At 53.4% G+C, this 24,437-nt stretch carries 16 protein-coding genes and 1 tRNA gene; 10 read left to right on the forward strand and 7 right to left on the reverse strand.

All coding sequences use genetic code 11. The annotated features are described in order from the left end of the window. Positions 1–126 precede the first annotated feature (126 nt). Entirely contained in the window at positions 127–2,769 is a 2,643-nt protein-coding gene (gyrA, locus tag C813_RS30510; protein WP_017458565.1) for a DNA topoisomerase (ATP-hydrolyzing) subunit A, read from the forward strand. Between the two features lie 112 nt (positions 2,770–2,881). Next, positions 2,882–5,728: a two-component system sensor histidine kinase RcsC gene (gene rcsC, locus C813_RS30515; RefSeq protein WP_017458564.1), complete on the forward strand. Its 2,847-nt coding sequence runs from the start codon at positions 2,882–2,884 to the stop codon at positions 5,726–5,728. A gap of 32 nt (positions 5,729–5,760) precedes the next feature. Here the strand turns inward: rcsC and rcsB are convergent, their stop codons facing one another. Continuing rightward, entirely contained in the window at positions 5,761–6,411 is a 651-nt protein-coding gene (gene rcsB, locus C813_RS30520) for a response regulator transcription factor RcsB (RefSeq protein WP_017458563.1), read from the reverse strand. A 16-nt stretch (positions 6,412–6,427) separates the two neighbouring features. Continuing rightward, positions 6,428–9,097 (reverse strand): phosphotransferase RcsD, encoded by a 2,670-nt coding sequence (gene rcsD / locus C813_RS30525; RefSeq protein ID WP_025263902.1) that lies wholly within the window; start codon positions 9,095–9,097, stop codon positions 6,428–6,430. 837 nt (positions 9,098–9,934) lie between these two features. On the opposite strand from rcsD, the gene C813_RS30530 reads away from it, so the two are divergent. The 6 genes from C813_RS30530 to mgtE all read left to right on the forward strand — a co-directional run bounded on the left by C813_RS30530 (position 9,935) and on the right by mgtE (position 17,291). Continuing rightward, on the forward strand, positions 9,935–11,059 hold the full coding sequence (locus C813_RS30530) for a porin OmpC (protein ID WP_017458560.1): 1,125 nt from the start codon (positions 9,935–9,937) through the stop codon (positions 11,057–11,059). A 115-nt stretch (positions 11,060–11,174) separates the two neighbouring features. Then, positions 11,175–12,206 carry an FAD:protein FMN transferase ApbE gene (gene apbE / locus C813_RS30535; RefSeq protein WP_017458559.1) on the forward strand — a complete coding sequence of 344 codons (1,032 nt, stop codon included), beginning with the start codon at positions 11,175–11,177 and terminating at the stop codon, positions 12,204–12,206. Positions 12,207–12,278: 72 nt separating this feature from the next. After that, the gene (ada, locus tag C813_RS30540) at positions 12,279–13,340 is read left to right on the forward strand and encodes a bifunctional DNA-binding transcriptional regulator/O6-methylguanine-DNA methyltransferase Ada (protein WP_017458558.1); all 1,062 of its coding nucleotides are present in this window, start codon (positions 12,279–12,281) and stop codon (positions 13,338–13,340) included. Further along, on the forward strand, positions 13,340–13,990 hold the full coding sequence (gene alkB, locus C813_RS30545; RefSeq protein ID WP_017458557.1) for a DNA oxidative demethylase AlkB: 651 nt from the start codon (positions 13,340–13,342) through the stop codon (positions 13,988–13,990). The genes ada and alkB overlap by 1 nt, the downstream gene beginning before the upstream one ends. Before the next feature lie 73 nt (positions 13,991–14,063). Next, positions 14,064–15,707: a multidrug ABC transporter permease/ATP-binding protein gene (locus C813_RS30550; protein ID WP_017458556.1), complete on the forward strand. Its 1,644-nt coding sequence runs from the start codon at positions 14,064–14,066 to the stop codon at positions 15,705–15,707. 147 nt (positions 15,708–15,854) lie between these two features. Continuing rightward, positions 15,855–17,291, forward strand: a complete 1,437-nt coding sequence (gene mgtE, locus C813_RS30555) for a magnesium transporter (RefSeq protein ID WP_017458555.1) — start codon at positions 15,855–15,857, stop codon at positions 17,289–17,291. Here the strand turns inward: mgtE and C813_RS30560 are convergent. Beyond that, a complete protein-coding gene (locus C813_RS30560; RefSeq protein ID WP_017458554.1) occupies positions 17,254–18,489 on the reverse strand; it encodes a SulP family inorganic anion transporter in 1,236 nt (411 codons plus the stop codon). The genes mgtE and C813_RS30560 overlap by 38 nt on opposite strands. Before the next feature lie 276 nt (positions 18,490–18,765). Here C813_RS30560 and mqo point away from each other — a divergent pair, with 276 nt between their 5' ends. Then, the gene (gene mqo / locus C813_RS30565) at positions 18,766–20,421 is read left to right on the forward strand and encodes a malate dehydrogenase (quinone) (protein WP_017458553.1); all 1,656 of its coding nucleotides are present in this window, start codon (positions 18,766–18,768) and stop codon (positions 20,419–20,421) included. Positions 20,422–20,532: 111 nt separating this feature from the next. Here the strand turns inward: mqo and C813_RS30570 are convergent. The 3 genes from C813_RS30570 to C813_RS30580 form a co-directional block, all read right to left on the reverse strand. Beyond that, positions 20,533–20,609 (reverse strand) — tRNA-Pro (locus tag C813_RS30570). Positions 20,610–20,685: 76 nt separating this feature from the next. Beyond that, positions 20,686–22,446 carry an LPS biosynthesis-modulating metalloenzyme YejM gene (gene yejM / locus C813_RS30575; RefSeq protein WP_017458552.1) on the reverse strand — a complete coding sequence of 587 codons (1,761 nt, stop codon included), beginning with the start codon at positions 22,444–22,446 and terminating at the stop codon, positions 20,686–20,688. 18 nt (positions 22,447–22,464) lie between these two features. Continuing rightward, positions 22,465–22,692 (reverse strand): YejL family protein, encoded by a 228-nt coding sequence (locus tag C813_RS30580; RefSeq protein ID WP_017458551.1) that lies wholly within the window; start codon positions 22,690–22,692, stop codon positions 22,465–22,467. Positions 22,693–22,825: 133 nt separating this feature from the next. On the opposite strand from C813_RS30580, the gene yejK reads away from it, so the two are divergent. Continuing rightward, positions 22,826–23,833 carry a nucleoid-associated protein YejK gene (gene yejK / locus C813_RS30585; protein ID WP_017458550.1) on the forward strand — a complete coding sequence of 336 codons (1,008 nt, stop codon included), beginning with the start codon at positions 22,826–22,828 and terminating at the stop codon, positions 23,831–23,833. Between the two features lie 226 nt (positions 23,834–24,059). Here the strand turns inward: yejK and rplY are convergent, their stop codons facing one another. Next, entirely contained in the window at positions 24,060–24,344 is a 285-nt protein-coding gene (rplY, locus tag C813_RS30590) for a 50S ribosomal protein L25 (RefSeq protein WP_017458549.1), read from the reverse strand. Positions 24,345–24,437: the final 93 nt, after the last annotated feature.

The following is a 24,437-nucleotide window of genomic DNA, read 5'->3' on the forward strand; positions in this document are numbered from 1 at the left end:
TGAGTATATCAGGCCAACGGGATGAATAAACCTTTGCACGGGTGTTATAGGTTTACCTGTATCAAAGCGGTTGTGTTATAATTTGCGACCTTTGAATCCGGGATACAGTAGAGGGATAGCGGTTAGATGAGCGACCTTGCGAGAGAAATTACACCGGTTAACATCGAGGAAGAGCTGAAGAGCTCCTATCTGGACTATGCGATGTCGGTCATTGTTGGCCGTGCGCTTCCGGATGTCCGAGATGGCCTGAAACCGGTTCACCGTCGCGTACTTTACGCCATGAACGTATTGGGCAATGACTGGAATAAAGCCTACAAAAAATCTGCCCGTGTCGTTGGTGACGTAATCGGTAAGTACCATCCCCATGGTGATTCCGCAGTGTACGACACCATTGTCCGTATGGCGCAGCCGTTCTCGCTGCGTTACATGCTGGTCGATGGTCAGGGGAACTTCGGTTCCATCGATGGCGACTCCGCGGCGGCGATGCGTTATACGGAAATCCGCCTGGCGAAGATTGCCCATGAATTGATGGCCGATCTGGAAAAAGAGACGGTTGATTACGTCGATAACTACGACGGCACCGAAAAAATCCCTGATGTGATGCCCACCAAGATCCCGAACCTGCTGGTGAACGGTTCGTCGGGTATCGCCGTCGGTATGGCTACCAACATTCCGCCACATAACCTGACGGAAGTGATCAACGGTTGCCTGGCCTACATTGATAACGAAGACATCAGTATTGAAGAGCTGATGGTGCATATTCCGGGGCCGGATTTTCCGACTGCGGCGATCATCAACGGTCGCCGCGGCATCGAAGAGGCCTATCGCACCGGTCGCGGCAAGATCTACATTCGCGCACGCGCGGAAGTGGAAACCGACGCGAAAAGCGGTCGCGAAACCATTATCGTGCACGAAATTCCGTATCAGGTGAACAAAGCACGCCTGATCGAGAAGATTGCCGAGCTGGTGAAAGATAAACGCGTTGAAGGTATCAGCGCACTGCGCGACGAGTCCGATAAAGACGGTATGCGCATCGTTATCGAAATCAAACGCGACGCCGTGGGTGAAGTGGTTCTGAACAACCTCTACTCCCAGACGCAATTGCAGGTTTCCTTCGGTATCAACATGGTGGCTCTGCACCATGGTCAGCCGAAGATCATGGCGCTGAAAGAAATTCTCGCCGCGTTTGTGCGACACCGCCGTGAAGTGGTGACGCGTCGTACCATTTTCGAACTGCGTAAAGCTCGCGACCGCGCACATATCCTCGAAGCGCTGGCCGTGGCGCTGGCGAACATCGATCCGATCATTGAGCTGATCCGCCGCGCGCCGACGCCTGCTGAAGCAAAAGCGGGCCTGATCGCGCAGCCGTGGGATCTGGGCAATGTCTCTGCCATGCTGGAACGGGCGGGCGACGATGCGGCGCGTCCGGAGTGGCTGGAGCCGGAGTTCGGTATTCGCGATGGTAAATACTATCTGACCGAACAGCAGGCACAGGCGATTCTGGATCTGCGCTTGCAGAAACTGACTGGCCTTGAGCATGAAAAACTGCTCGACGAGTACAAAGAGCTGCTGGAGCAGATTGCTGAGCTGCTGCACATCCTTGGCAGTGCTGAACGCCTGATGGAAGTGATCCGCGAAGAGCTTGAGCTGGTTCGCGAACAGTTTGGCGACGAACGTCGCACCGAAATTACCGCTAACACTGCCGATATCAACATCGAAGACCTGATTAATCAGGAAGATGTGGTGGTTACGTTGTCGCACCAGGGCTATGTGAAGTATCAGCCGCTGACCGACTACGAAGCCCAGCGCCGTGGTGGTAAAGGTAAATCGGCCGCGCGTATTAAAGAAGAAGACTTTATCGATCGCCTGCTGGTGGCCAACACCCATGACACCATCCTCTGCTTCTCCAGCCGTGGACGTCTGTACTGGATGAAGGTTTATCAGTTGCCGGAAGCGAGCCGTGGCGCGCGTGGTCGTCCGATCGTCAACCTGCTGCCGCTGGAGCCGAACGAGCGTATTACCGCCATTCTGCCGGTGCGTGAATACGAAGAGGGCGTCAACGTCTTTATGGCGACCGCCAGCGGTACCGTGAAGAAAACCGCGCTTACCGAATTCAGCCGTCCGCGTTCTGCCGGTATTATTGCCGTTAACCTGAACGAAGGCGATGAATTGATTGGCGTCGATCTGACGTCAGGCAGCGACGAAGTGATGCTCTTCTCTGCTGCGGGCAAAGTGGTGCGCTTTAAAGAAGGTGCCGTGCGTGCAATGGGTCGTACTGCGACCGGTGTTCGTGGCATCAAGCTTGCGGAAAAAGACAGCGTTGTTTCGCTGATCGTACCGCGTGGTGAAGGCGCCATCCTGACGGTAACGCAGAACGGTTACGGTAAACGTACGGCGGAAACCGAGTACCCGACCAAATCGCGCGGTACCCAGGGCGTTATCTCCATCAAAGTCACCGAGCGTAACGGCGCAGTGGTCGGCGCGGTGCAGGTTGATGATTGCGACCAGATCATGATGATCACCGATGCCGGTACGCTGGTGCGTACACGCGTCTCGGAAATCAGCGTGGTAGGGCGTAATACCCAGGGCGTTATTCTGATCCGCACCGCGGAAGATGAAAACGTAGTGGGTCTGCAGCGTGTTGCTGAGCCGGTAGATGATGAAGAGTTAGACTCCATCGACGGTAGCGTGGCGGAAGGCGATGATGATATCGCGCCGGAAGTTGATACCGATACCGACGACGACGCGGCGGAGGACGACGCCGAGTAATGCATTATGAGGGCCGGTTTCCGGCCCTTTTCATTGCCGTTGCGGCCTTTGCGATTTATCGCTACCTTAATCACACTCTTTTTTAACTTCCTTGTGGCGGAGTTTCCCCAGGTTGAAATACCTCGTCTCTTTTCGTAGTACCCTGAAAGTCTCCCGCTATCTGTTCAGGGCGCTGGCGCTATTGCTTTGGCTGTTAATTGCCTTTTTTTCTGTCTTTTATATCGTTAACGCCTTGCATGACAAAGAGTCGGAAATTCGCCAGGAATTTAACCTTAGCTCCGATCAGGCGCAGCGTTACATCCAGCGCACGTCTGATGTGATGAAAGAGCTGAAGTACATCGCCGAAAATCGCCTGACGGCGGAAAACGGTATTCTGACTTCGCGCAACCGCGACGACAAAACCGAAGTCCCGACATTTTTACCCCTTTTCCCTGATTCAGACTGCTCCGCCATGGGCAGTTCCTGGCGCGGCTCGCTGGAGTCGCTGGCGTGGTTTATGCGCTACTGGCGCGACAATTTCTCCGCCGCTTACGATCTCAATCGCGTGTTTTTGATCGGCAGCGACAATCTCTGTATGGCCGACTTCGGCCTGCGCGATCTGCCCGTTGAACGCGACGATACGCTGAAAAGTCTGCATGAGCGCATCGTTAAATACCGTAACGCCCCGCAGGATGAGCGCAGCAACAACGTCTACTGGATGAGCCAGGGGCCGCGTCCGGGGATCGGTTACTTCTATGCGCTGACGCCGGTTTACCTCGGCAACCGCCTGCAAGCGCTGCTGGGCACGGAACAGTCCATTCGCATGGAAAACTTTTTCACGCCGGGTAGCCTGCCGATGGGCGTGACCATTCTGGATGACAACGGCCATGCGCTGATTTCCCTTACCGGCCAGGATAGCGGCATTGTTGTCGATCCGCGCTGGATGCAGGAACGTTCGTGGTTTGGTTATACCTCGGGTTTCCGCGAGCTGATCCTGAAAAAGAGCTTGCCACCGTCATCGTTGAGCGTGGTTTACTCCGTACCGGTCGATATGGTGCTGGAACGCATTCGCATGCTGATCCTCAACGCGGTGTTGCTGAATGTGCTGGTTGGTGTGGCACTGTTTACGCTTGCGCGCATGTACGAGCGGCGAATTTTTATCCCGGCGGAAAATGATGCCCAACGCCTGGAAGAGCATGAGCAGTTCAACCGTAAAATCGTCGCCTCCGCGCCAGTGGGGATCTGCATTTTGCGCACTCAGGACGGCACGAACATCCTCAGTAATGAACTGGCGCACAACTATCTGAACATGCTGACGCATGAAGACAGGCAACGGCTTACGCAAATTATTTGTGGTCAGCAGGTCAATTTCGTTGATGTGCTGACCAGCAATAATACCAATCTGCAAATTAGCTTTGTTCATTCTCGTTATCGCAATGAAAACGTGGCGATTTGCGTGCTGGTGGATGTTTCTGCCCGCGTGAAGATGGAAGAGTCGTTGCAGGAGATGGCGCAAGCGGCGGAGCAGGCGAGCCAGTCGAAATCGATGTTCCTTGCGACAGTCAGCCATGAGTTGCGCACGCCGTTGTACGGTATTATCGGTAACCTCGATCTGCTGCAAACGAAAGAGCTGCCGAAAGGGGTGGACAGGTTAGTCACCGCAATGAACAACTCGTCGAGTCTATTGCTGAAAATTATCAGCGATATCCTCGATTTCTCGAAAATTGAATCGGAACAGTTGAAAATCGAGCCGCGCGAGTTTTCCCCGCGCGAAGTGATGAGCCATATCACCGCCAACTATTTACCGCTGGTGGTGCGTAAACAACTGGGGCTGTACTGCTTTATTGAACCGGATGTGCCGATGGCGCTGAATGGCGATCCGATGCGTTTACAGCAGGTGATTTCCAACCTGCTTAGCAACGCGATTAAGTTTACTGATATGGGTTGTATCGTGCTGCATGTGCATCGCGACGCGGATTATCTCAGCATTCGCGTACGTGATACCGGCGTGGGAATTCCGGGTAAAGAGGTGGTGCGTCTGTTCGATCCCTTCTTCCAGGTGGGAACCGGCGTACAGCGTAATTTCCAGGGAACCGGGCTTGGGCTGGCGATTTGTGAAAAATTGATCAGCATGATGGATGGCGATATTTCCGTTGATACCGAGCCGGGCATGGGGAGCCAGTTCACCATCCGTATCCCGCTTTACAACGCAGTGGCGCCGGTCCGCGCCGATGTCGATGGCCTGGCGGATACGTGCTGCTGGCTGGCGGTGCGTAATGCCTGGCTGTCGGGTTATCTTCAGACATTACTGCAATGGAACGGTATTCAGGTTAAGCAGTACGACGGGCGCGTGCTGGGCAACCAGGATACGTTGATCACCGATGATGAACTCTCCGCGTCGTGGACCGGACGCGCGGCCATTGTTTTCTGCCGTCGCCACATCGGTATTCCCGTTGAGCGTGCGCCGGGGGAATGGTTGCACAGCGTCGCGTCGCCCCACGATCTGCTGGCGCTGCTGGGGCGCATTTACCGCGTTCAGGTTATCGAGCCGCAGGCGAGCAACGCGCTTCCTGCCGAGACTCGGGAAGCTGCGCGTAACGATGACATGATGATTCTGGTGGTGGACGATCATCCGATTAACCGCCGCCTGCTGGCCGATCAGCTGGGATCGCTGGGGTATCAGTGTAAAACGGCTAATGATGGTGTGGATGCGCTGAATGTTCTGAGCAAAAACTCTATCGATATTGTGCTCAGCGACGTCAACATGCCGAATATGGACGGTTACCGCCTGACACAACGTATTCGCCAGTTAGGGCTAACGCTGCCGGTGATTGGTGTGACGGCTAACGCGCTGGCTGAAGAGAAACAACGCTGTCTGGAATCGGGTATGGACAGTTGCCTGTCGAAGCCGGTAACGCTGGATATTCTCAAGCAAACGCTGGCGGCATATGCCGCGCGGGTACGAAACAGCCGGGTATAAAAAGAACCCCGGCGGGTGCCGGGGTTGCGGGATTACTCTTTTTCTGTCTGCGTCAGGGTGACGGAGGAGAGATAGTTCAGCAGCGCGATATCGTTATCGACACCCAGTTTCATCATTGCTGATTTTTTCTGACTACTGATGGTTTTGATACTGCGGTTCAGCTTCTTGGCGATTTCCGTTACCAGGAAACCTTCGGCAAACAGACGCAGCACTTCGCTCTCTTTCGGTGACAGGCGTTTGTCGCCGTAACCGCCAGCGCTGATTTTTTCCAGCAGACGGGAGACGCTTTCCGGGGTGAATTTCTTCCCTTTTTGCAGTGCTGCCAGCGCTTTTGGCAGGTCTGTCGGCGCGCCTTGTTTTAGCACGATACCTTCAATATCCAGATCCAGCACTGCGCTCAGGATTGCCGGGTTATTGTTCATGGTAAGCACAATAATCGACAGCGTCGGGAAGTGACGTTTAATGTATTTGATCAGCGTGATGCCATCGCCGTATTTATCGCCCGGCATTGACAGATCGGTTATCAATACGTTTGCTTCAAGTTTCGGCAGGTTGTTAATCAGCGCTGTAGAGTCTTCAAATTCACCGACAACGTTTACCCATTCGATTTGTTCGAGTGACTTGCGAATACCGAACAGTACAATCGGATGGTCATCGGCAATAATTACGTTCATATTGTTCATGTATTAGGCTACCTTGCTACAGCAAGCTCTTGACGTAAGCGTCAATGTCGCTGATGTAATTTTCTATGCCTGGAACATCGCTCTCGCGAATTAATTGCTCCAGCGTTTCACACAACTGCTTACCAGGTACCAGATTAAGCATGGCAAACACGCCTTTCAGGCGGTGTGCCGTCTGCGCCAGCGCCGCGAAATCACGCAGCGCCGACTCAGTATACAACCTCTTAACATCATCGGGTACTGTGTCAACAAACAGCGCGTAATAGCCGCTGGCGTGGAGCTCGGCGTTTTCGTCACCCCCCAAAGGCGACTCCGGTACATCCTCCTGCGCCAGTTGCTCTTCAATGAGTTGCAATATTGCTCCCTGCATTGCATTGCTCATATTAAAGTTCACGCGCAATTGGCCTGGGCCAATTTTCCGTACGCCTGCCTCATCATCGCTTAAAAGCAAGCCTGAGGCAGTAAGATTAGACGGATTATCTGTCAAAAAGAGATCATATTCTTGACTTGATAACCGCTCATCCGGGGAAATACAACTCGCCCCCCAGTTTTCCAACTGGCGAACCACAATATTACGGATTTCGTTAGAGGTAATATCAATCATCGCCACTACGTCATCGAGTAATTTTTCTTCGCTCTCTGCCTGTTGCGGACGGGCCGCCATTTTCACATGCAGTGAATAACGGGTGCCCAGATCCTCACGCGCTTTAATATTCAGATGCCCGCCAAGTTTACGTGCCAGCTGATCGCACAGCCAGAAGGTGAGGGCATTCGCTTTTCCGTACTGATCACCCTGCGTATCGTTTAGGAACGGGAAATGCAGATTATCGATTTCGCTGGCGTTCACACCCACGCCGGTATCGAGAATCCGGAAGGTCAGGCGGTCTTCCGCCGATTCGTCCACATTCACTTCAAGCGTGATTTTGCCCATCTGCGTGGTCGTGACCGCGTACTGGATCAGCAGCAACAGGATCCGACGCAGTGCGTCGCGGTCGCCGTGACGCTCTTCATTGGCCGGAAGCGGGTTATTAATTAAGAGTTGCAGACCTTTACGTTTGATAACCGGCAGGACTTCCGGCACCACTTCGTCAATCAAATCCTGAATAGAGAACAGCGTAGACGAGCCTTTCCAGCTGTCGCTCTCCAGCATATGCGCCAGCTGGATTTCATCGACCAGTTGTACCAGTCTGTCGGCGTGATCCGCAACAAGATTGCCCTCCTGACTCTGCAACGCAGCGGCTTCGCTGGCCAACGATTTCACTGGCTGTTTCAGCGACTCAGCAAGGTTACTCATAAAGCTGGCGCGGCCCTGTTGGTTTTTCTCATAAAGCCGTTGCGCCTGCTTGAGCTTTTTATTAACCAGCACTTCTCTGTCCTGATCGCGAATAATAAAGATCTGCGTACGTGAGGCGACCTGGCTGCGGAACTGACGAATTTCGTACAGCTCGTTATTGATGGTGGCCTGAATCACGCCCTGATGTTGATCGGCCATGGACGTAATATTTTGCAGATTCAGGTGCGGTAATAAGTGATCGGCGATTTTATTGCTCAGAACGGTGCGGTTCGCTTCCTGATCGTGCACCAGCAGCCCCAGTGGCAGCAGCGACACGATCTCTTCATTAAAGGCGCGCAGCACGCGAAGTTCGTTACTCGCACCAGGCGTTGCCAGACCGTCGGTTTTACGCCCTGGCATCTGGCGAAAGGTGGTGTAACCGAACAACGCCAGCGCCAGCAGGCCGATATTTAGCAGTAACGGCAGAAGAATATTTTGCAGCGTATCCAGCAGCAGTGTTCCGAATGGCACCTGCCAGACCAGACGCAGCCCAGTGCCATTCAACGCCGAGGAGATCTCAATGCGTGAACTATTAAAATTGACGGCAACGCTGTCGGTTGTTTCTTTATCCTGCCCACGCGTGTTGGTCTGCGTGGTATCCGGATCGAGACGGAAGCTATCCAGCGTCATGCCGGGTGGGATCAGATCATTAATCGGCAAATCGAATGCGACCACCGTCGCCAGGTGGCCCGGCTGGTTGAATGTCGTACGCAGCGTGAAATAATGACCGTTTTGCCAGGCCAGATGGCGCAGAGATGAAAAGCTTTCGCGTTCATCAAGGGCATTCGCCTGCTGCAGCATTTCCGCACGGCGGGAATCGACGATATTACTGATCGTGTTGTCTTTGAAACCGGACGAAAGATCCTTTAGCGGCAACGTCGACACCAGGATCATGCTGTTATCCTGGCCGTTGAGGTAATACATCGACCAGGGCACGGTTTCCGCACCCCAGAGTGTATCGAGGTAAGTGGAGATCCGCTGCGTCATCTCCAGCGTCGAACTGTCATGGGAACCAAAAATCAACGCTTCTGTTTTACGCCGTGGTTTTTCCAGGTAGTAAACATCTTGTTTTAAGCGCGTTTCTTGCAGACCTTCACCAGACGTAGCGGCAGGGGCCGCTGCAATGTTGTCGTAGATTTGCCAGGTTGCGTAGCGCCAGGTGTCGATACGCTTATGAATAGCGTGGGTGATATCGACAATCTGATAGCTTTTATCTTTTAACCAGGCGTTGACCGCACTTTGGATCATCACCCCCATTGTCACCAACAGGACGATAATCAACAAAAGAAAGTAACGGGTGATGTTGCCCGGTATCAGGGAAAATTTGCCAGGGATCATTGTGTCCGATCGACTCATTCTTGTGTGGAACCCGTTATGACAACACTGCTGTTAACACTCAGCGCTCGCTGAGACAATGTTGCTGCCATGCCGTAAAATCGCCTGAAACATGCGGCGAACGTATAGATGTTGTGTTGCAGAGCAGTGTACAGCAGGCAGTATATCGGTTAATGAGTGAATTTCCAGATTCTCTTTCCCGTTTCAATCTCGAAAACATGGGGATAGACACATTGACTAAACGCAGCGGCAAATATGTACAGCCTGGCAAAATTGTACATATATTTACCGGTTGGTTGCAAAAAGAACGCGATAAATAACAAACGATTAATTTGATGAATGTGTCAATGAGAAATATCTGGCATGGTAATTGATTAATTAATAGTCGTTACAAATCGTTATTATATCTAAACAATTATTAAAGTTACGTAAGTAAGAGTAAAAAAAAACCGAATGCGAAGCATCCGGTTATAAGAAGGGTAAACAGACATTCAGATTCGAATGACGGTAATAAATAAAGTTAATGATGATAGCGTCAGATATTTTAGTTGCGATTGAAGATTATGGTTTTGCATTCAGTGCTATGATTTTTATTTGTCTTATTATATTGTTTTTAAATGGTTTTTTATCGGTTATTGATTATTTGTGCGTATTTGTTTAGCTATTTGTGCGAAAAAAAGTTCCCTGAAATTTACAAAATGAAACATCTATCATTATGTATGAAACATCTTCAAAGTTTTCGTATCATATTCTCGTTGGATTATTTTTCTATTTTAAGCACAATGATTTTGCCAGCTGATTAGAGGGTTAATCGGCAAGCAGTGGCAATAAAAATGCATATAACAGAGGGTTAATAAAATGAAAGTTAAAGTTCTGTCCCTCCTGGTACCGGCTCTGCTGGTAGCAGGCGCAGCAAATGCGGCTGAAGTTTACAACAAAGATGGCAACAAATTAGATCTGTACGGCAAAGTAGACGGTCTGCACTATTTTTCTGACGACAGTAGCGCTGATGGCGATCAGACTTACGTCCGCTTTGGTTTCAAAGGCGAAACGCAGGTTAACGATCAGGTTACAGGCTACGGCCAGTGGGAATACAACGTTCAGGCTAATAACACCGAAACCTCTACCGATCAGGCGTGGACTCGTCTGGCTTTCGCCGGTATCCGCGTCGCTGATGCGGGTTCTTTCGACTACGGTCGTAACTACGGCGTAATCTACGATGTCACTTCCTGGACCGACGTTCTGCCGGAATTTGGCGGCGATACCTACGGTGCAGATAACTTCCTGCAATCCCGTGCTAACGGTGTTGCAACCTACCGTAACACCGACTTCTTCGGTCTGGTTGATGGCCTGAACTTTGCTCTGCAATATCAGGGTAAAAACAGTAGCGCTGAGAACAACTCTGCTGGCCGCAGCATGACGAGAGAAAATGGCGACGGTTATGGCGCGTCTCTGACCTATGATCTGGGCGCAGGCTTCAGCGTGGGTGGTGCGATGTCTTCTTCCAAACGTACTGATCGGCAAAACCAGATTGCTACAAACATCTACGGCGAAGGCGATCACGCTGAAGTATATAGCGGCGGTCTGAAATACGACGCTAACAATATCTACCTGGCAGCGCAGTACTCCCAGACCTATAACGCAACCCGCTTCGGTTCCGCTAGTGATGCAGCATATGGTTTTGCCAACAAAGCGCAGAACTTCGAAGTGGTTGCTCAGTACCAGTTCGACTTCGGTCTGCGTCCGTCCATCGCTTACCTGCAATCTAAAGGTAAGGATGTCAGCAACAACACCGGTACTGTTAACTTCGGTGATCAGGATATCCTGAAATACATCGACGTTGGCGCGACCTACTACTTCAACAAAAACATGTCCACCTATGTTGATTACAAAATCAACCTGCTGGACGACAACGACTTCACCAAAGCCGCTGGCATTGCCACCGACAACGTTGTTGCACTGGGCCTGGTTTACCAGTTCTAAGTTAACAACTGCGATTATTAAGGGGCCGAAAGGCCCCTTTTTTATGGCCCGCGTCGGTCAACGCTATGGTTTTAGTGTAGGCTTGCCGCGAGTTAACAAATAACGAGAGACAGAGATGATTTTTCTTCGTGCCGGGGTAGTCGCGGCGTTGTTGTTACTGACCGGTTGCGACACCGGTAGCAAGGCACAGCCCACCGTGCTTGAAGGCAAAACCATGGGCACTTTCTGGCGCGTCAGTGTAGTCGATATGAGCCCGCAACAGGCGCAGAGCCTGCAACAAAAAATTCAGACACAGCTGGATGCTGACGATCATCTGATGTCGACCTGGAAAGACGACTCCGCGCTAATGCGCTTTAACCACTCGACCAGCACCGAGCCGTGGCCGGTCAGCGCCGCGATGGCGGATATTGTCACCACCTCGCTGCGTGTCGGTGAAAAAACGGATGGCGCGATGGATATCACCGTCGGACCGCTGGTTAATTTATGGGGTTTTGGCCCGGATAAACAGCCGGTAAATACGCCGAGCCAGGCACAAATTGATGCGGCGAAAGCGCGTACCGGTTTAGCGCATTTAACCGTGATCAACCGCGCCGGGGAGCAATTCCTGCAAAAAGATCTGCCGGATCTGTTTGTTGACCTTTCGACGGTCGGTGAAGGGTACGCCGCGGATCATCTGGCGGCGTTGATGGAGCGGGAAGGGATCGCGCGTTATCTGGTTTCTGTCGGCGGCGCGTTAGCCAGCCGGGGCATGAACGCGCAAGGCCAGCCGTGGCGCGTGGCGATACAGAAACCGACCGATCGTGAGAACGTTGCCCAGGCGGTTGTCGATATCAACGGCCATGGTATTAGCACCTCTGGCAGCTACCGTAACTATTACGAGCTGGACGGCAAACGCATTTCACACATCATCGATCCACGTAGCGGGCGGCCAATCCAGCATGCGCTGGTGTCGGTCACGGTTATCGCGCCCACGGCGCTGGAAGCCGATGCCTGGGACACCGGTTTAATGGTGCTCGGCACCGAGCAGGCAAAAGAGGTCGTGAAGCGGGAAGGGCTGGCGGTATTTATGATTATCAAAGACGGCGACGGTTTCCGCACCTGGATGTCGCCGCAGTTTTCCGCGTTCCTGCTAAATGAAAAAAATTAAACCGCAAGATTGCGGGTGTCTGGATCCGCGCATACGGGCACAGTGAGGCTAAGCTTACATAAGGAGCCTGACATGAACGACACCACATTATTAGATGAACAGCGCTGGCAAGCGGTGCTGGCCCGTAATGCGCAGGCCGATGGTCAGTTTGTTTTTGCCGTGCTGACCACCGGCATTTTTTGCCGTCCCTCCTGCACGGCACGCCATGCCCTGCGCCAGAATGTGCGTTTTTATTCTGATGTGCAGAGCGCGCAGGCCGCTGGTTTTCGCCCCTGTAAGCGCTGCCAGCCGGATAAAACTCACCCGCAGCAACAGCGGCTGGATAAAGTGGCTAAAGCCTGCCGTTTACTGGAGCAGGATACGCCCATTACGCTTCAGCAACTGGCCGCCGAAGTGGCGCTGAGTCCTTATCATTTTCACCGTTTATTTAAATCCGTTACCGGCATGACGCCAAAAGCCTGGCAGCTGGCTTTTCGCGCTCGCCGCTTACGCAATACCCTTGCCGTGAGCGAAACCGTTACCGACGCTGTGCTGGCTGCCGGCTTCCCCGATAGCAGCAGTTATTACCGCCAGGCCGATGCATCGCTGGGCATGACGGCACAGCAGTTTCGCCGCGGCGGCGATGCAACTGATGTCTGGTACACCTTGAGCGACTGCGCACTGGGACGCTGCCTGGTGGCGGAGAGCGAACGTGGAATTTGCGCCATTTTACTGGCCGACAGTGACGAGCAGCTTCTTGCCCAGTTGCAGGCGATCTTCCCGCGTGCTCAGCGTGCGCAGGCGAATGACGCGTTCAGTGCGCGGGTGGCGCAGGTTATCAAGCGGCTCGACAATGCCGATGCCCCCTTTACGCTGCCGCTGGATTTGCGCGGCACTGCTTTCCAGTTACAGGTATGGCAAGCACTGCGCGAAATACCCGCTGGTGAGACGGTAAGTTACCAGGCACTGGCGAAAAAGCTGGGTAAACCGCAAGCGGTGCGGGCGGTTGCCAGCGCCTGCGGCGCAAACAAACTGGCGATTGTGATCCCTTGTCATCGCGTAGTGCGCAGCGATGGGGCGCTGTCCGGTTATCGCTGGGGCATGGCGCGCAAAGCCCAGTTGCTCCAGCGAGAACGTAACAAAGAGGAGACGTGATGCTCGATCTGTTTTCCGGAGAACAACCCTGGCAGGAGCCGCTGGCATTGGGCGCTGTCGTGCTGCGGCGCCTTGCATTAGCATCAGCCGACCAACTATTACGCGGTATTGCGCAAGTGGTTAGCCAGTCTCCGCTGCGCCATATGGTCACCCCTGGCGGTTATACCATGTCCGTGGCGATGACCAACTGTGGCAAACTCGGCTGGACCACCGACAAGCGTGGTTATCTCTATGCGCCGGTCGATCCGTTAACTCAACAGCCGTGGCCGCCGATGCCTGCGGTTTTTTCCGCGTTGTGCCAGCAGGCGAGCGAGGCGGCGGGTTACCCGGATTTCAGTCCGGATGCCTGCCTTATCAACCGTTATGTGCCGGGTGCGAAATTGTCTCTGCATCAGGATAAAGATGAGCCCGACCTGCGTGCGCCGATTGTGTCTGTGTCGCTCGGTTTACCTGCCGTTTTCCAGTTTGGCGGGCTGAAACGTAGCGATCCGCTGCAACGACTGATGCTTGAACACGGCGATGTTGTCGTATGGGGCGGCGAGTCGCGGCTCTTTTACCACGGCATTGCGCCGCTAAAAGGCGGCTATCACCCGGCTACCGGCGAGTGCCGCTATAACCTCACATTTCGCCAGGCAGGCAATGGCGAATAAAAATAAGAATTATTCTTGATGTAACCCGGTAGCCGTTTAAACTGCTGGCTGATTTTGTTGACCGGGTGTTGTTATGGAACTTCTCCTTCTTGTCTGGCGTCAGTATCGCTGGCCTTTTGTCGGTGTGCTTGCGCTTACCCTCGTGAGCGCCGCGTTTGGTATCGGCCTGATTGCTTTTATTAACCAGCGGCTGATTGAAACGGTGGATATATCACTGACCGTGTTACCGGAGTTTCTCGGTTTGTTGCTGTTATTGATGGCGGTGACGCTGGGATCGCAACTGGCGCTGACTACCCTCGGTCACCATTTTGTCTTCCGTCTGCGCAGTGAATTTATCAAACGTATTCTCGACACCCCGGTCGAACGCATTGAACAACTGGGTAGCGCCGCGCTGCTGGCCGGTCTGACCAGCGACGTGCGTAATATCACCATCGCCTTTGTGCGCCTGCCGGAACTGGTGCAGGGCATTATTCTGACCGTCGGTTCCTGTATCTACCTGGCGATGCTCTCTGGCAAGATGCTGCTGATCACTGTGCTGTGGATGGCGCTGACCATCTGGGGCGGGTTCGTGTTGGTGTCGCGTGTGTACAAACATATGGCGAGGCTGCGTGAAACAGAAGACAAGCTGTACAACGATTTCCAGACCGTGCTTGAAGGGCGCAAAGAGCTGAACCTCAACCGCGAACGGGCGGAACACATTTTCGACCAGATGTATCTGCCGGATGCGCGTGAGTATCGCCATCATATTATTCGCGCCGATACGTTCCATTTAAGCGCGGTAAACTGGTCGAACATTATGATGCTCGGTGCCATTGGCCTGGTGTTCTGGATGGCAAACAGCCTCGGCTGGGCAGATACCAATGTCGCCGCAACGTATTCCCTGACGCTGCTTTTTTTGCGCACGCCGCTGCTGTCAGCAGTGGGTGCCTTGCCCACGCTGCTCAGTGCGCAGGTCGCCTTTAAAAAGCTAAAACAGTTTGCGCTGGCACCCTATAAAGCCGAGTTTCCTCGTCCGCAGGCTTTCCCAAACTGGCAAACGCTGGAGCTGCGCGATGTTACCTTTAAATATCAGGACAACGACTTCGCGATTGGCCCCGTCAACATGACGCTGAATCGCGGCGAGCTGGTGTTTTTGATTGGCGGCAACGGCAGCGGCAAGTCGACGTTGGCGATGCTGTTAACCGGGCTGTATCAGCCGGTTTCTGGCGAGATCCTTCTGGATGGTAAACCGATGGCGCAGGATAAACCGGAAGATTACCGCAAACTATTCTCGGCGGTCTTTACCGACGTCTGGCTGTTTGACGACCTGCTGGGGCCGGAAGGCAAGCAGGCGGATCCGGTGCTGGTGGAGAAGTGGCTTGAGCAACTGAAAATGTCGCACAAGCTGGAGCTAAACAACGGCAAGATCCTCAATCTGAAGCTGTCGAAAGGGCAGAAAAAACGCGTCGCGTTGCTGCTGGCGCTGGCGGAAGAGCGCGATATCCTGCTGCTGGATGAATGGGCAGCCGATCAGGATCCACATTTCCGCCGCGATTTTTACCAGGTATTACTTCCATTAATGCAGCAGATGGGCAAAACCATTTTTGCTATTAGCCATGACGATCACTACTTCGAGCATGCCGATCGGCTGCTGGAGATGCGTAACGGACAGCTCACCGAGCTGGTGGGTGAAGAGCGTGCACACGCTTCCCGCGACGCAGTCGCGCGTACCGCCTGACAGAAACGCCCCTTCTGCCGAGGGGGCGTTCGCTGGTTTTTTATCCAAACGCCTGCGCTGTTTATTATTTTTTACAAAACCTACCGCTATGCTTAAGGCTACCCCGCTCCGGCTTCGGAGCGCTTTGCTACACTCAGGGACCGGCCAATGCCAGTTATCAAAAAAAACAGCGTCAAACTGCGCGACGAAGAGCGTGCGCGGCTGATTTGGCTGCTCACCACCCATAAACCGCTCACTGCCGCGCTGCTTGGCGAAATCACGCTGGTCGAGCAGGTTGATAGTGCCGAGCTTGAGCACGATCTTGCCGACGTGAAGGCGCTAGTTTCGCACCTGCCGCCACCGGATTTAGCTGACACCCTCGAAGCGCTGCCGGTGGTTGAACGCCACGCGTTATGGCGGCTAATCGATGATGATAAACGCGGCAAAGTGCTGCTGGAAGCGTCCGAAAACGTCTGGGATGACCTTATCGATGAGATGAGCGACCGTGCGCTGCTGGACGCGCTCGATACGCTGGATATCGATGAGCAAATCTGGCTGGTGCAGCATCTGCCGCGTAACCTCACCGGGCGGCTGATGGCGACATTGCCGCCATCAGAGCGCGCCCGTATGCGACAGGTCATGCGCTATGGCAAAAATTGCGTCGGCGCAATTATGGCGTTTGAAGTCATCACCGTCCGCTCGGAAGTCACGTTGGCGGCTGTCCAGCGCTATCTGCGCCGCCTCGGTAAAATGCCGGAGAACACCGATAAACTGTTTGTGATCGGACGTGATAACCGGCTAATGGGTGAGCTTGGGCTGCAAACTATCCTGCTTAACGCCGCCGGACGGCGGGTGAGCGAGGTGATGGATGCCGATCCGGTCACCTTCTCACCTGAAGACGAAGCGGAAAAAGTGGCACGCACCTTTGAGCGTGACAACTTACTCAGCGCGGCGGTGGTGGATGAAAACGGCATGCTGATGGGGCGTTTGACCATCGATGAAATCGTTGATGTGGTGTACGAAGAGACCGACAACGACATGCGCCAGATGGGGGGCTTAAGTACTGAGGAAGATGTTTTCGCCCCGGTAAGTAAAGCGGTGAAAAACCGCTGGGTATGGCTGGCAACCAACTTATGTACTGCGTTTATCGCATCACGTGTCATTGATGGTTTCGAACACACCATTTCGCAACTGGTGGCGCTGGCGTCGCTGATGCCGATTGTCGCTGGCATCGGCGGCAATACGGGTAATCAAACCATAACCATGATTGTTCGCGCATTGGCTTTGCAGAACATTCAGCCGGGAAACTTTACCTTTCTTATTCTGCGTGAAATGGGCGTGGCGCTGATTAACGGCCTGGTGTGGGGCGGGATTATGGGCGGTGTCACCTGGTGGCTGTATGGCGATGCGGCGCTGGGCGGCGTGATGACGCTGGCAATGGTGCTGAACCTGCTGATGGCGGCGCTGATGGGGGTATTAATCCCGATGGTGATGACCCGGCTGGGGCGCGACCCGGCGGTCGGCTCCAGCGTGATGAGCACCGCCATTACCGATACCGGCGGCTTCTTTATTTTCCTTGGGCTGGCGACGATTTTTTTGCTGTAAACAGGCTCTTTTCCCGCAGCGCCGCTGGCGTAATCGCCAGTGTAACCAGCCCGGCAACAACGCCGATAGCCAGATTACCGGTGCTAACGGTGGCAACCACGGTGACCAGCATCACCAGCGTTTCAACAACCGGCGCTCGCATTAGCGTCACAGGTTGCAAACTATTCCAGTTAAAGGTCTTAAACGCGACAATCGCCATAATCCCGGCTAATACCACCATCGGGATTTTCGCCATCACATTGCTTAATGCCGTTACCAGCAACAACAGCACCAGCGCGGCAGCAAGGGTCGAGATACGCGTGCGGCCTTTGCCCATCTCCACGTTGACAATGGTCTGGCCGATCATGGCGCACCCGGCAATCCCGCCGTAGAAGCCTGCCAGAATGTTCGCGATCCCAAGCCCGGTGCTTTCCCGGGTTTTATTCGATGGCGTATGTGTCAGATCGTCGACCAATTTGGCGGTAAGCAGAGATTCCATCAAGCCGACAAACGCGATACTCAGCGCACACGGCCAGACAATGCTCAGCGTATGCAGATTCAATGGCACCAGCCATTGCGTCAGGCCTGGCAAAGCATCCTGCATAGAACCTTCATCCCCCACGGTGGGCAGCAACTGACCGGTAAAAACAGTGAACGCGGTGAGCAGCACAATCGCCACAAGCGGTGCAGGAATACTTTTAACCCAGCGCGGGAGCCACAGCACAATCAGAATGGTCAGGGCGAACAGCGCCAGAATCAGGGGATCTTTATGCCAGAAATGCGGCACCTGAGCGAAGAAAATCAAAATTCCCAGTGCATTAACAAAACCGGTCATCACCGCGTGTGGGATAAAGCGCATCAGTCGGGACATTCCGCTCAGACCGAAAAGAATCTGGATCACACCCGCGAGTAAAACCGCCGGCAAAATATATTCCGCACCGTTTTGATGAACCATCGGACCGATAACCAACGCGACTGATCCCGCCGCCGCCGTGACCATTGCCGGACGCCCGCCGAGCAAAGACATGCTAAAACAAAGCACTACTGAGGCAAACAGGCTTACTTTCGGGTCAACACCTGCGATAACAGAAAACGAGATAACTTCCGGAATCAGCGCCAGCGCGGTGATAACGCCTGCCAGAACTTCACGAGTAAAAAGCTGAGGTGATCGCAGGAGGTGCCTTACATGTAGTGCAGAATGGATTGATTTTTCAGTCATAAAGGTTCGCAGGTGGGGGTAGCCAGAAAAGCAGTGACAAACGGTATCCCTGCGTTCGGCAAAGCGGGGGATGATAGCAGATTTCCAGCCAATGTGACCAGCAATAAGTGTTAAATTTAATGCAAAAAATCAACTTATTAGTAACATTAATACAATGAATATTTAATGTTTAAACATTATTTAAATCTCACTTTTTAAGTGCTACGGTAGGGATGCTAACTACTTTACCCTCAATAAATGCGAATAAAGCAGCACTAAAAGTAAGGCAATATCATCATGAAAAAAATGACTGCCAGGCTGTTTTCGATGGCTGTCGGGCTTAATGCTGTCTCAAAAGCAGCAAAAACGTCCGCATCGAAAGAGCAGGAAACAGATGTGCTTTTAATCGGTGGTGGGATCATGAGCGCCACGTTGGGAACCTGGTTGCAGGATCTCGAACCCACCTGGTCGATTACCATGGTGGAACGGCTGGATGCCCTGGCGGAAGAGAGTTCGAACGGCTGGAATAATGCCGGAACCGGGCATGCCGCCTTAATGGAACTGAATTACACCCCACGCAGCGCGGACGGCTCTGTCAGTATTAAAAAAGCGATTGAAATCAACGAAGCCTTTCGTATCTCTCGCCAGTTCTGGGCGCATCAGGTGAAAACCGGTGTTTTGCGCGAACCGCGTTCATTTATCAATACCGTGCCGCATATGAGCCTCGTCTGGGGCGACGATAACGTGAACTTCCTGCGTGCGCGCTACAAAGCGTTGCAGCAGTGTTCCCTGTTCCGCGGTATGCGCTATTCCGAAGATGCCGAACAGATCAAACAGTGGGCGCCGCTGGTGATGGAAGGGCGTGATGCCGGGCAAAAAATTGCCGCCACGCGTACCGAAATCGGCACCGATGTGAACTTTGGTGAACTGACGCGCCAGATGATTGGTTCATTGCAGAAAAAAGAGAACTTCGCTTTGCAACTGGGCACTGAAGTGCGCGGCCTCAAACGCAATGCCGACCATCGCTGGAATGTGACGCTACATAACCTGCAAACTGGCGCGGAGCAGGTCATCAAGGCGAAGTTTATTTTTATTGGCGCTGGTGGTGCAGCGCTGAAGCTGTTACAGGCATCCGGTATTCCGGAAGCGGCAGACTATGCGGGATTCCCGGTTGGCGGGCAATTCCTTGTCGCGGAAAACCCGGCGGTGGTCAACCACCATCTGGCGAAAGTCTACGGCCAGGCGACCGTGGGCGCGCCTCCCATGTCGGTACCGCATATTGATACGCGCATTATCGATGGTAAACGCGTGCTGTTGTTTGGACCATTCGCCACGTTTTCGACGCGTTTTCTGAAAAACGGTTCTCTGTGGGATCTGCTGCGTTCGACTAACTCGTCGAATATTCTGCCCATGCTGACCGTGGGGATGACCAACTTCAGCCTGGTGAAATATCTGGTTAACCAGGTGCTACAAAATGAGGACGACCGCTTCGATGCGCTACGTGAGTACTATCCGCTGGCGCAGAAAGAGGACTGGCGTTTGTGGCAGGCGGGTCAGCGTGTGCAGATTATCAAACGCGAAACGGGCAAAGGCGGTGTTTTGCGCCTCGGAACCGAAGTTGTGAACGATAAAGAAGGCACCATTGCCGCACTGCTTGGCGCGTCACCCGGCGCTTCGACCGCAGCGCCAATCATGCTGGAGCTGATGGCGAAAGTGTTTACTGAGCGTTTTGCTTCTGATGCCTGGCAGGCAAAACTGAAAGAGATCATTCCTTCTTTCGGCACCGAGCTGAATGGCAACATTGAAGCCGCCGACCAGGAACTGCGCTACACCAGCGAGATCCTTGGCCTGAAATGCGACGAGTCGCTGGTGGCAGATATAACGCCGCCAGTGCAAAAACCGACAACACAGCCGCACAACGACGGCGAGCAGGTTGCGGATATTGCCCTGTAAATGCTTTTGTAAAATGAAAATCCCGGCAAAATCGCCGGGATTTTTTTGCCTTCAGGCAAATCGCAGGCATAAAAAAACCAACCGCAATGGGTTGGTTTTCTTGGGATTTTTTGGTCGGCACGAGAGGATTTGAACCTCCGACCCCTGACACCCCATGACAGTGCGCTACCAGGCTGCGCTACGTGCCGACATGTGGCGCTAATAGTACCCTTTTCATGGATGATTGCAAGCTAAGGGCAGGCTGAGTGATTCATAATTAATCAATCAGTTAGCGATAAAACGTTTTTCATCCGTCAGAACCTGCAGCAGCAAACTGAGTTGCGGTTTCTGATCGCGAATTTTCTCACCCTGCGCATTCCAGGTCTGGTAATTCCCATTCTGATTCAGCACCAGCGTCAATTCCGGCGTGGTAATTGCCAGCACGTCGCTATCGGCAGCGGTTACCCAGTCGTGACGGCGCGTGGCGGTAAACAGATCTTGGCCTTGTGAATACTCGCTTGCCGGCGTGCTGACATGCAGCAGGCGCTGCATCAATGTGGTCATGATGTCTTTATGATCTGTTAACTTGCTAACGCGTTGCGCGGGCGTCCCCGGCCAGTGCACAACCAGCGGCACCTGTAACCGGCTGCGTGACCAGTCAAAATGATTATCTTCTTTGCTTTCCGGAACACCGTGTCCGGCGGTAATGATCACCACCGTATCATCAAGCTTACCGGAGGCGCGCAGGGCATCCAGCACGCGGGCGATTTGATCGTCGACACTGGCCGCCGCTTTGCCATATTTACGGGCGAAGCCTGGCTGCGACATATCAACGGACGCTGTGCCATTTAGCGAAATCCACGAGAACCAGCGGTTATCTTCCTGTGCATAATGCCCCAGCCAGCTAATCCACTGGTCGGCGGTTTGCTCATCGCTCTGCACTTTTGCAGCGGGCAGCGAAAAATCAGATAACAGCGCCTGGCGATAGAGCGGGCTGCTAAAACCGTCGGAAGAGAACAGCCCCAGTTGATAACCCTGCTGGTTAAAGGCGGTAATAAGCGCCGCCGGAATACGCGCCGAGAGCACGCCATCCATATAACTTGGCGATATGCCATAAAACAGGCCGAAATAGCCGCCGTCAGCGCTATTGCCAGAACTCATATGCTGCGTAAACGTGACGTTTTGCTGAGCGAAGCTCGCCAGTTGCGGCATCTGTTTCTCATAACGTGAATAGTTGAGACCGTCGACGGTAATCAGCAATACGTTCTGGCCGGAACCCATATCCTGGTAACGCAAATCACTTAGCGGATACTGTACTGATACCGCTTCCGGGTTGCCTTGCTCAACAAGGCGACGCTGGTAATCCTGCGCATCCAGCAGCCCATGTTTTTCCAGAAAACGACGCGCGGTCATCGGGTAGGAGAGTGGCAGATTCGCCCGCTGCATGGTAATGGGGCGATAGAAATTGGCATCGGCCCAAATGTACATCACATGGGTGGCAACAAAGGCGACGAAGAAAAAAGCGGCCAACGGTTTGGCAAAGTGGCGACGCCGGGTGAGACTGCGCAGTTTCTGCCAGCTCCAGGTCGCAAACAACATCTCAATCAGCAGGATCACCGGTACGCTGATAAACATTAATTGCCAGTCGCGCGCGGTTTCGTTCTGGTCCGGGTTAATAACCAGTTCCCAGACAATCGGGTTGAGATGCAGGTGAAAACGGGTAAAGACTTCGCTGTCGATCAGCAACAGCGTCATGCCGGCGGTTGCCAGCAGCGCGGACAGCACGCGCATCAGCCGCTGGGACATCACAATAAATGTCAGTGGAAACAGCACCAGCAAATAGGTGGCGAACACCAAAAAACTAAAATGCCCGACCACGCTCAGATAAGAGTAAATACGCCCGGAGAGGGTGGTCGGCCAATCGGCAACAAACAGATAACGGCTACCGAGCACGATGGACAACAGAATGTTGAACAACGCGAACCAGTGCCCCCAGCTTACCATCTGGGAGACTTTTTCACGGTAGCGCTGACGATTGGTCACCATAAACTGTCGATATTTCCCTTAATGCGCCTGGTCGTCGCCGATGGACGATTGTAACGCCTGCGCGAAAGACTTCGCGATAGCCTGACGCTGTGCGGGGGCGACGCTGGTGTTAATCAGGTTCGTCACCATATTGCCCAACACCATCAGGGATAGATCGGTCGGTGCTTTATGTTTTTCCAGTACGTTAGCCAGCTCACTCAGAAGCTTTTCAACGTGTTCATCACTGTAGCGGGAGATTTGTGGCATAAATCGAAATCAGTCTGTTCATGAAAGGGCAACATATTACCGTAGCAACAGCTTTTTTTCTGCTTTTTTATCAGCAGTTGCACAGTCGCGTTGGTGGTGGTTGAATACCGCCGGTCTAAAAGGAGAGTTTATCATGAGTCTGGACATCAACCAGATTGCCCTGCACCAGCTTATCAAACGTGATGAGCAAACCCTCGAACTGGTGCTGCGCGATTCTTTGCTGGAACCCACCGCGCCTGTCGAAGAGATGGTCGCTGAGTTGCACCGGGTTTACAGTGCGAAAAATAAAGCCTACGGCCTGTTTAACGATGAGAGCGAGCTGGCACAAGCGCTGCGTCTTCAGCGCCAGGGTGAAGAAGCGTTTCTGGCCTTCAGCCGTGCGGCAACCGGGCGCTTACGTGATGAACTGGCAAAATATCCGTTTGCTGATGGCGGTATTGTGCTTTTCTGCCACTACCGTTACCTGGCGGTGGAATATCTGCTGATCGCGGTGCTGAACAACTTAAGCAGCATGCGTGTTAATGAACATCTGGATATCAGCTCTACACACTATCTGGATATTAACCATGCGGATATTGTCGCGCGTATTGATCTCACGGAGTGGGAAACCAATCCGGAGTCGACGCGCTACCTGACATTTCTGAAAGGCCGGGTAGGGCGAAAAGTCGCCGACTTCTTTATGGATTTCCTCGGGGCTAGCGAAGGGCTGAACGCCAAAGCGCAGAACCGCGGGTTGTTGCAAGCGGTGGACGATTTTACCGCCCAGGCGGAGCTGGACAAATCAGAACGCCAGACGGTGCGCCAGCAGGTTTACACCTACTGTAACGAGCAGTTGCAGGCGGGCGAAGAGATTGAACTGGCCTCGCTCTCCAAAGAGCTGGCTGGCGTGAGCGAAGTCAGTTTTGAGGAGTTCACCGCAGGTCAGGGCTACGAACTGGAAGAGAGCTTCCCGGCGGATCGCAGCACGCTGCGTCAGCTGACTAAATATGCCGGTAGTGGTGGCGGCCTGACCATCAATTTCGATGCTTTACTGCTCGGTGAGCGCATTTTCTGGGATCCGGCGACCGATACGCTGACCATTAAAGGTACGCCGCCGAATCTGCGCGACCAACTGCAACGCCGCTTGTCCGGCGGGAAGTGATCCTTTGAACCTGCCCGTGCGGGCAGGTTGTCTGTTGTACGCCCCACGGGAGCCGTTAACCCGGGTATCAATTTCACATTACTGCGCGCGAAAATTGCTCAATCAGCTTAAATGCGAGCTGGCAGTGAAAGAGGACTATTCGCGTATGGGCGGGCCAGCCGCTTATCGATAGCGAGCGGGCATAAAAAAACCCCGCCGGAGCGGGGTTTCTTCAACTTGTCGGCGATTAAGCGCGAACGAAGTCGATGTGAGTCAGTTTGGCTTTGTACGGGTGACGTTGTACAGCCTGAACTTTCACTTTTACTTCTTTGCCATCAACAGCGATGGTCAGAACTTCACTATAGAACTCAGCTTTCGCCTGCATGTTCCACAGTTTGTCGTGATCCAGTTCGATAGCGATTGGCGCTTCAGTTCCACCGTAAACGATAGCCGGGAACTTGTTCGCTGTGCGCAGGCGGCGGCTCGCACCCTTACCCTGCTCTTTACGTACTTCTGCGTTAATAGTAAACATTTGAATCTCTCTTAAATAATCCTGTTACAGGCGACCCAGCAACAGGCAGATGATCGGCTTTGCGGATGCAAAAGCGGGCGGTATTCTATCCCT

This window comes from Kosakonia sacchari SP1 (assembly GCF_000300455.3).
Classification (GTDB): domain Bacteria; phylum Pseudomonadota; class Gammaproteobacteria; order Enterobacterales; family Enterobacteriaceae; genus Kosakonia; species Kosakonia sacchari.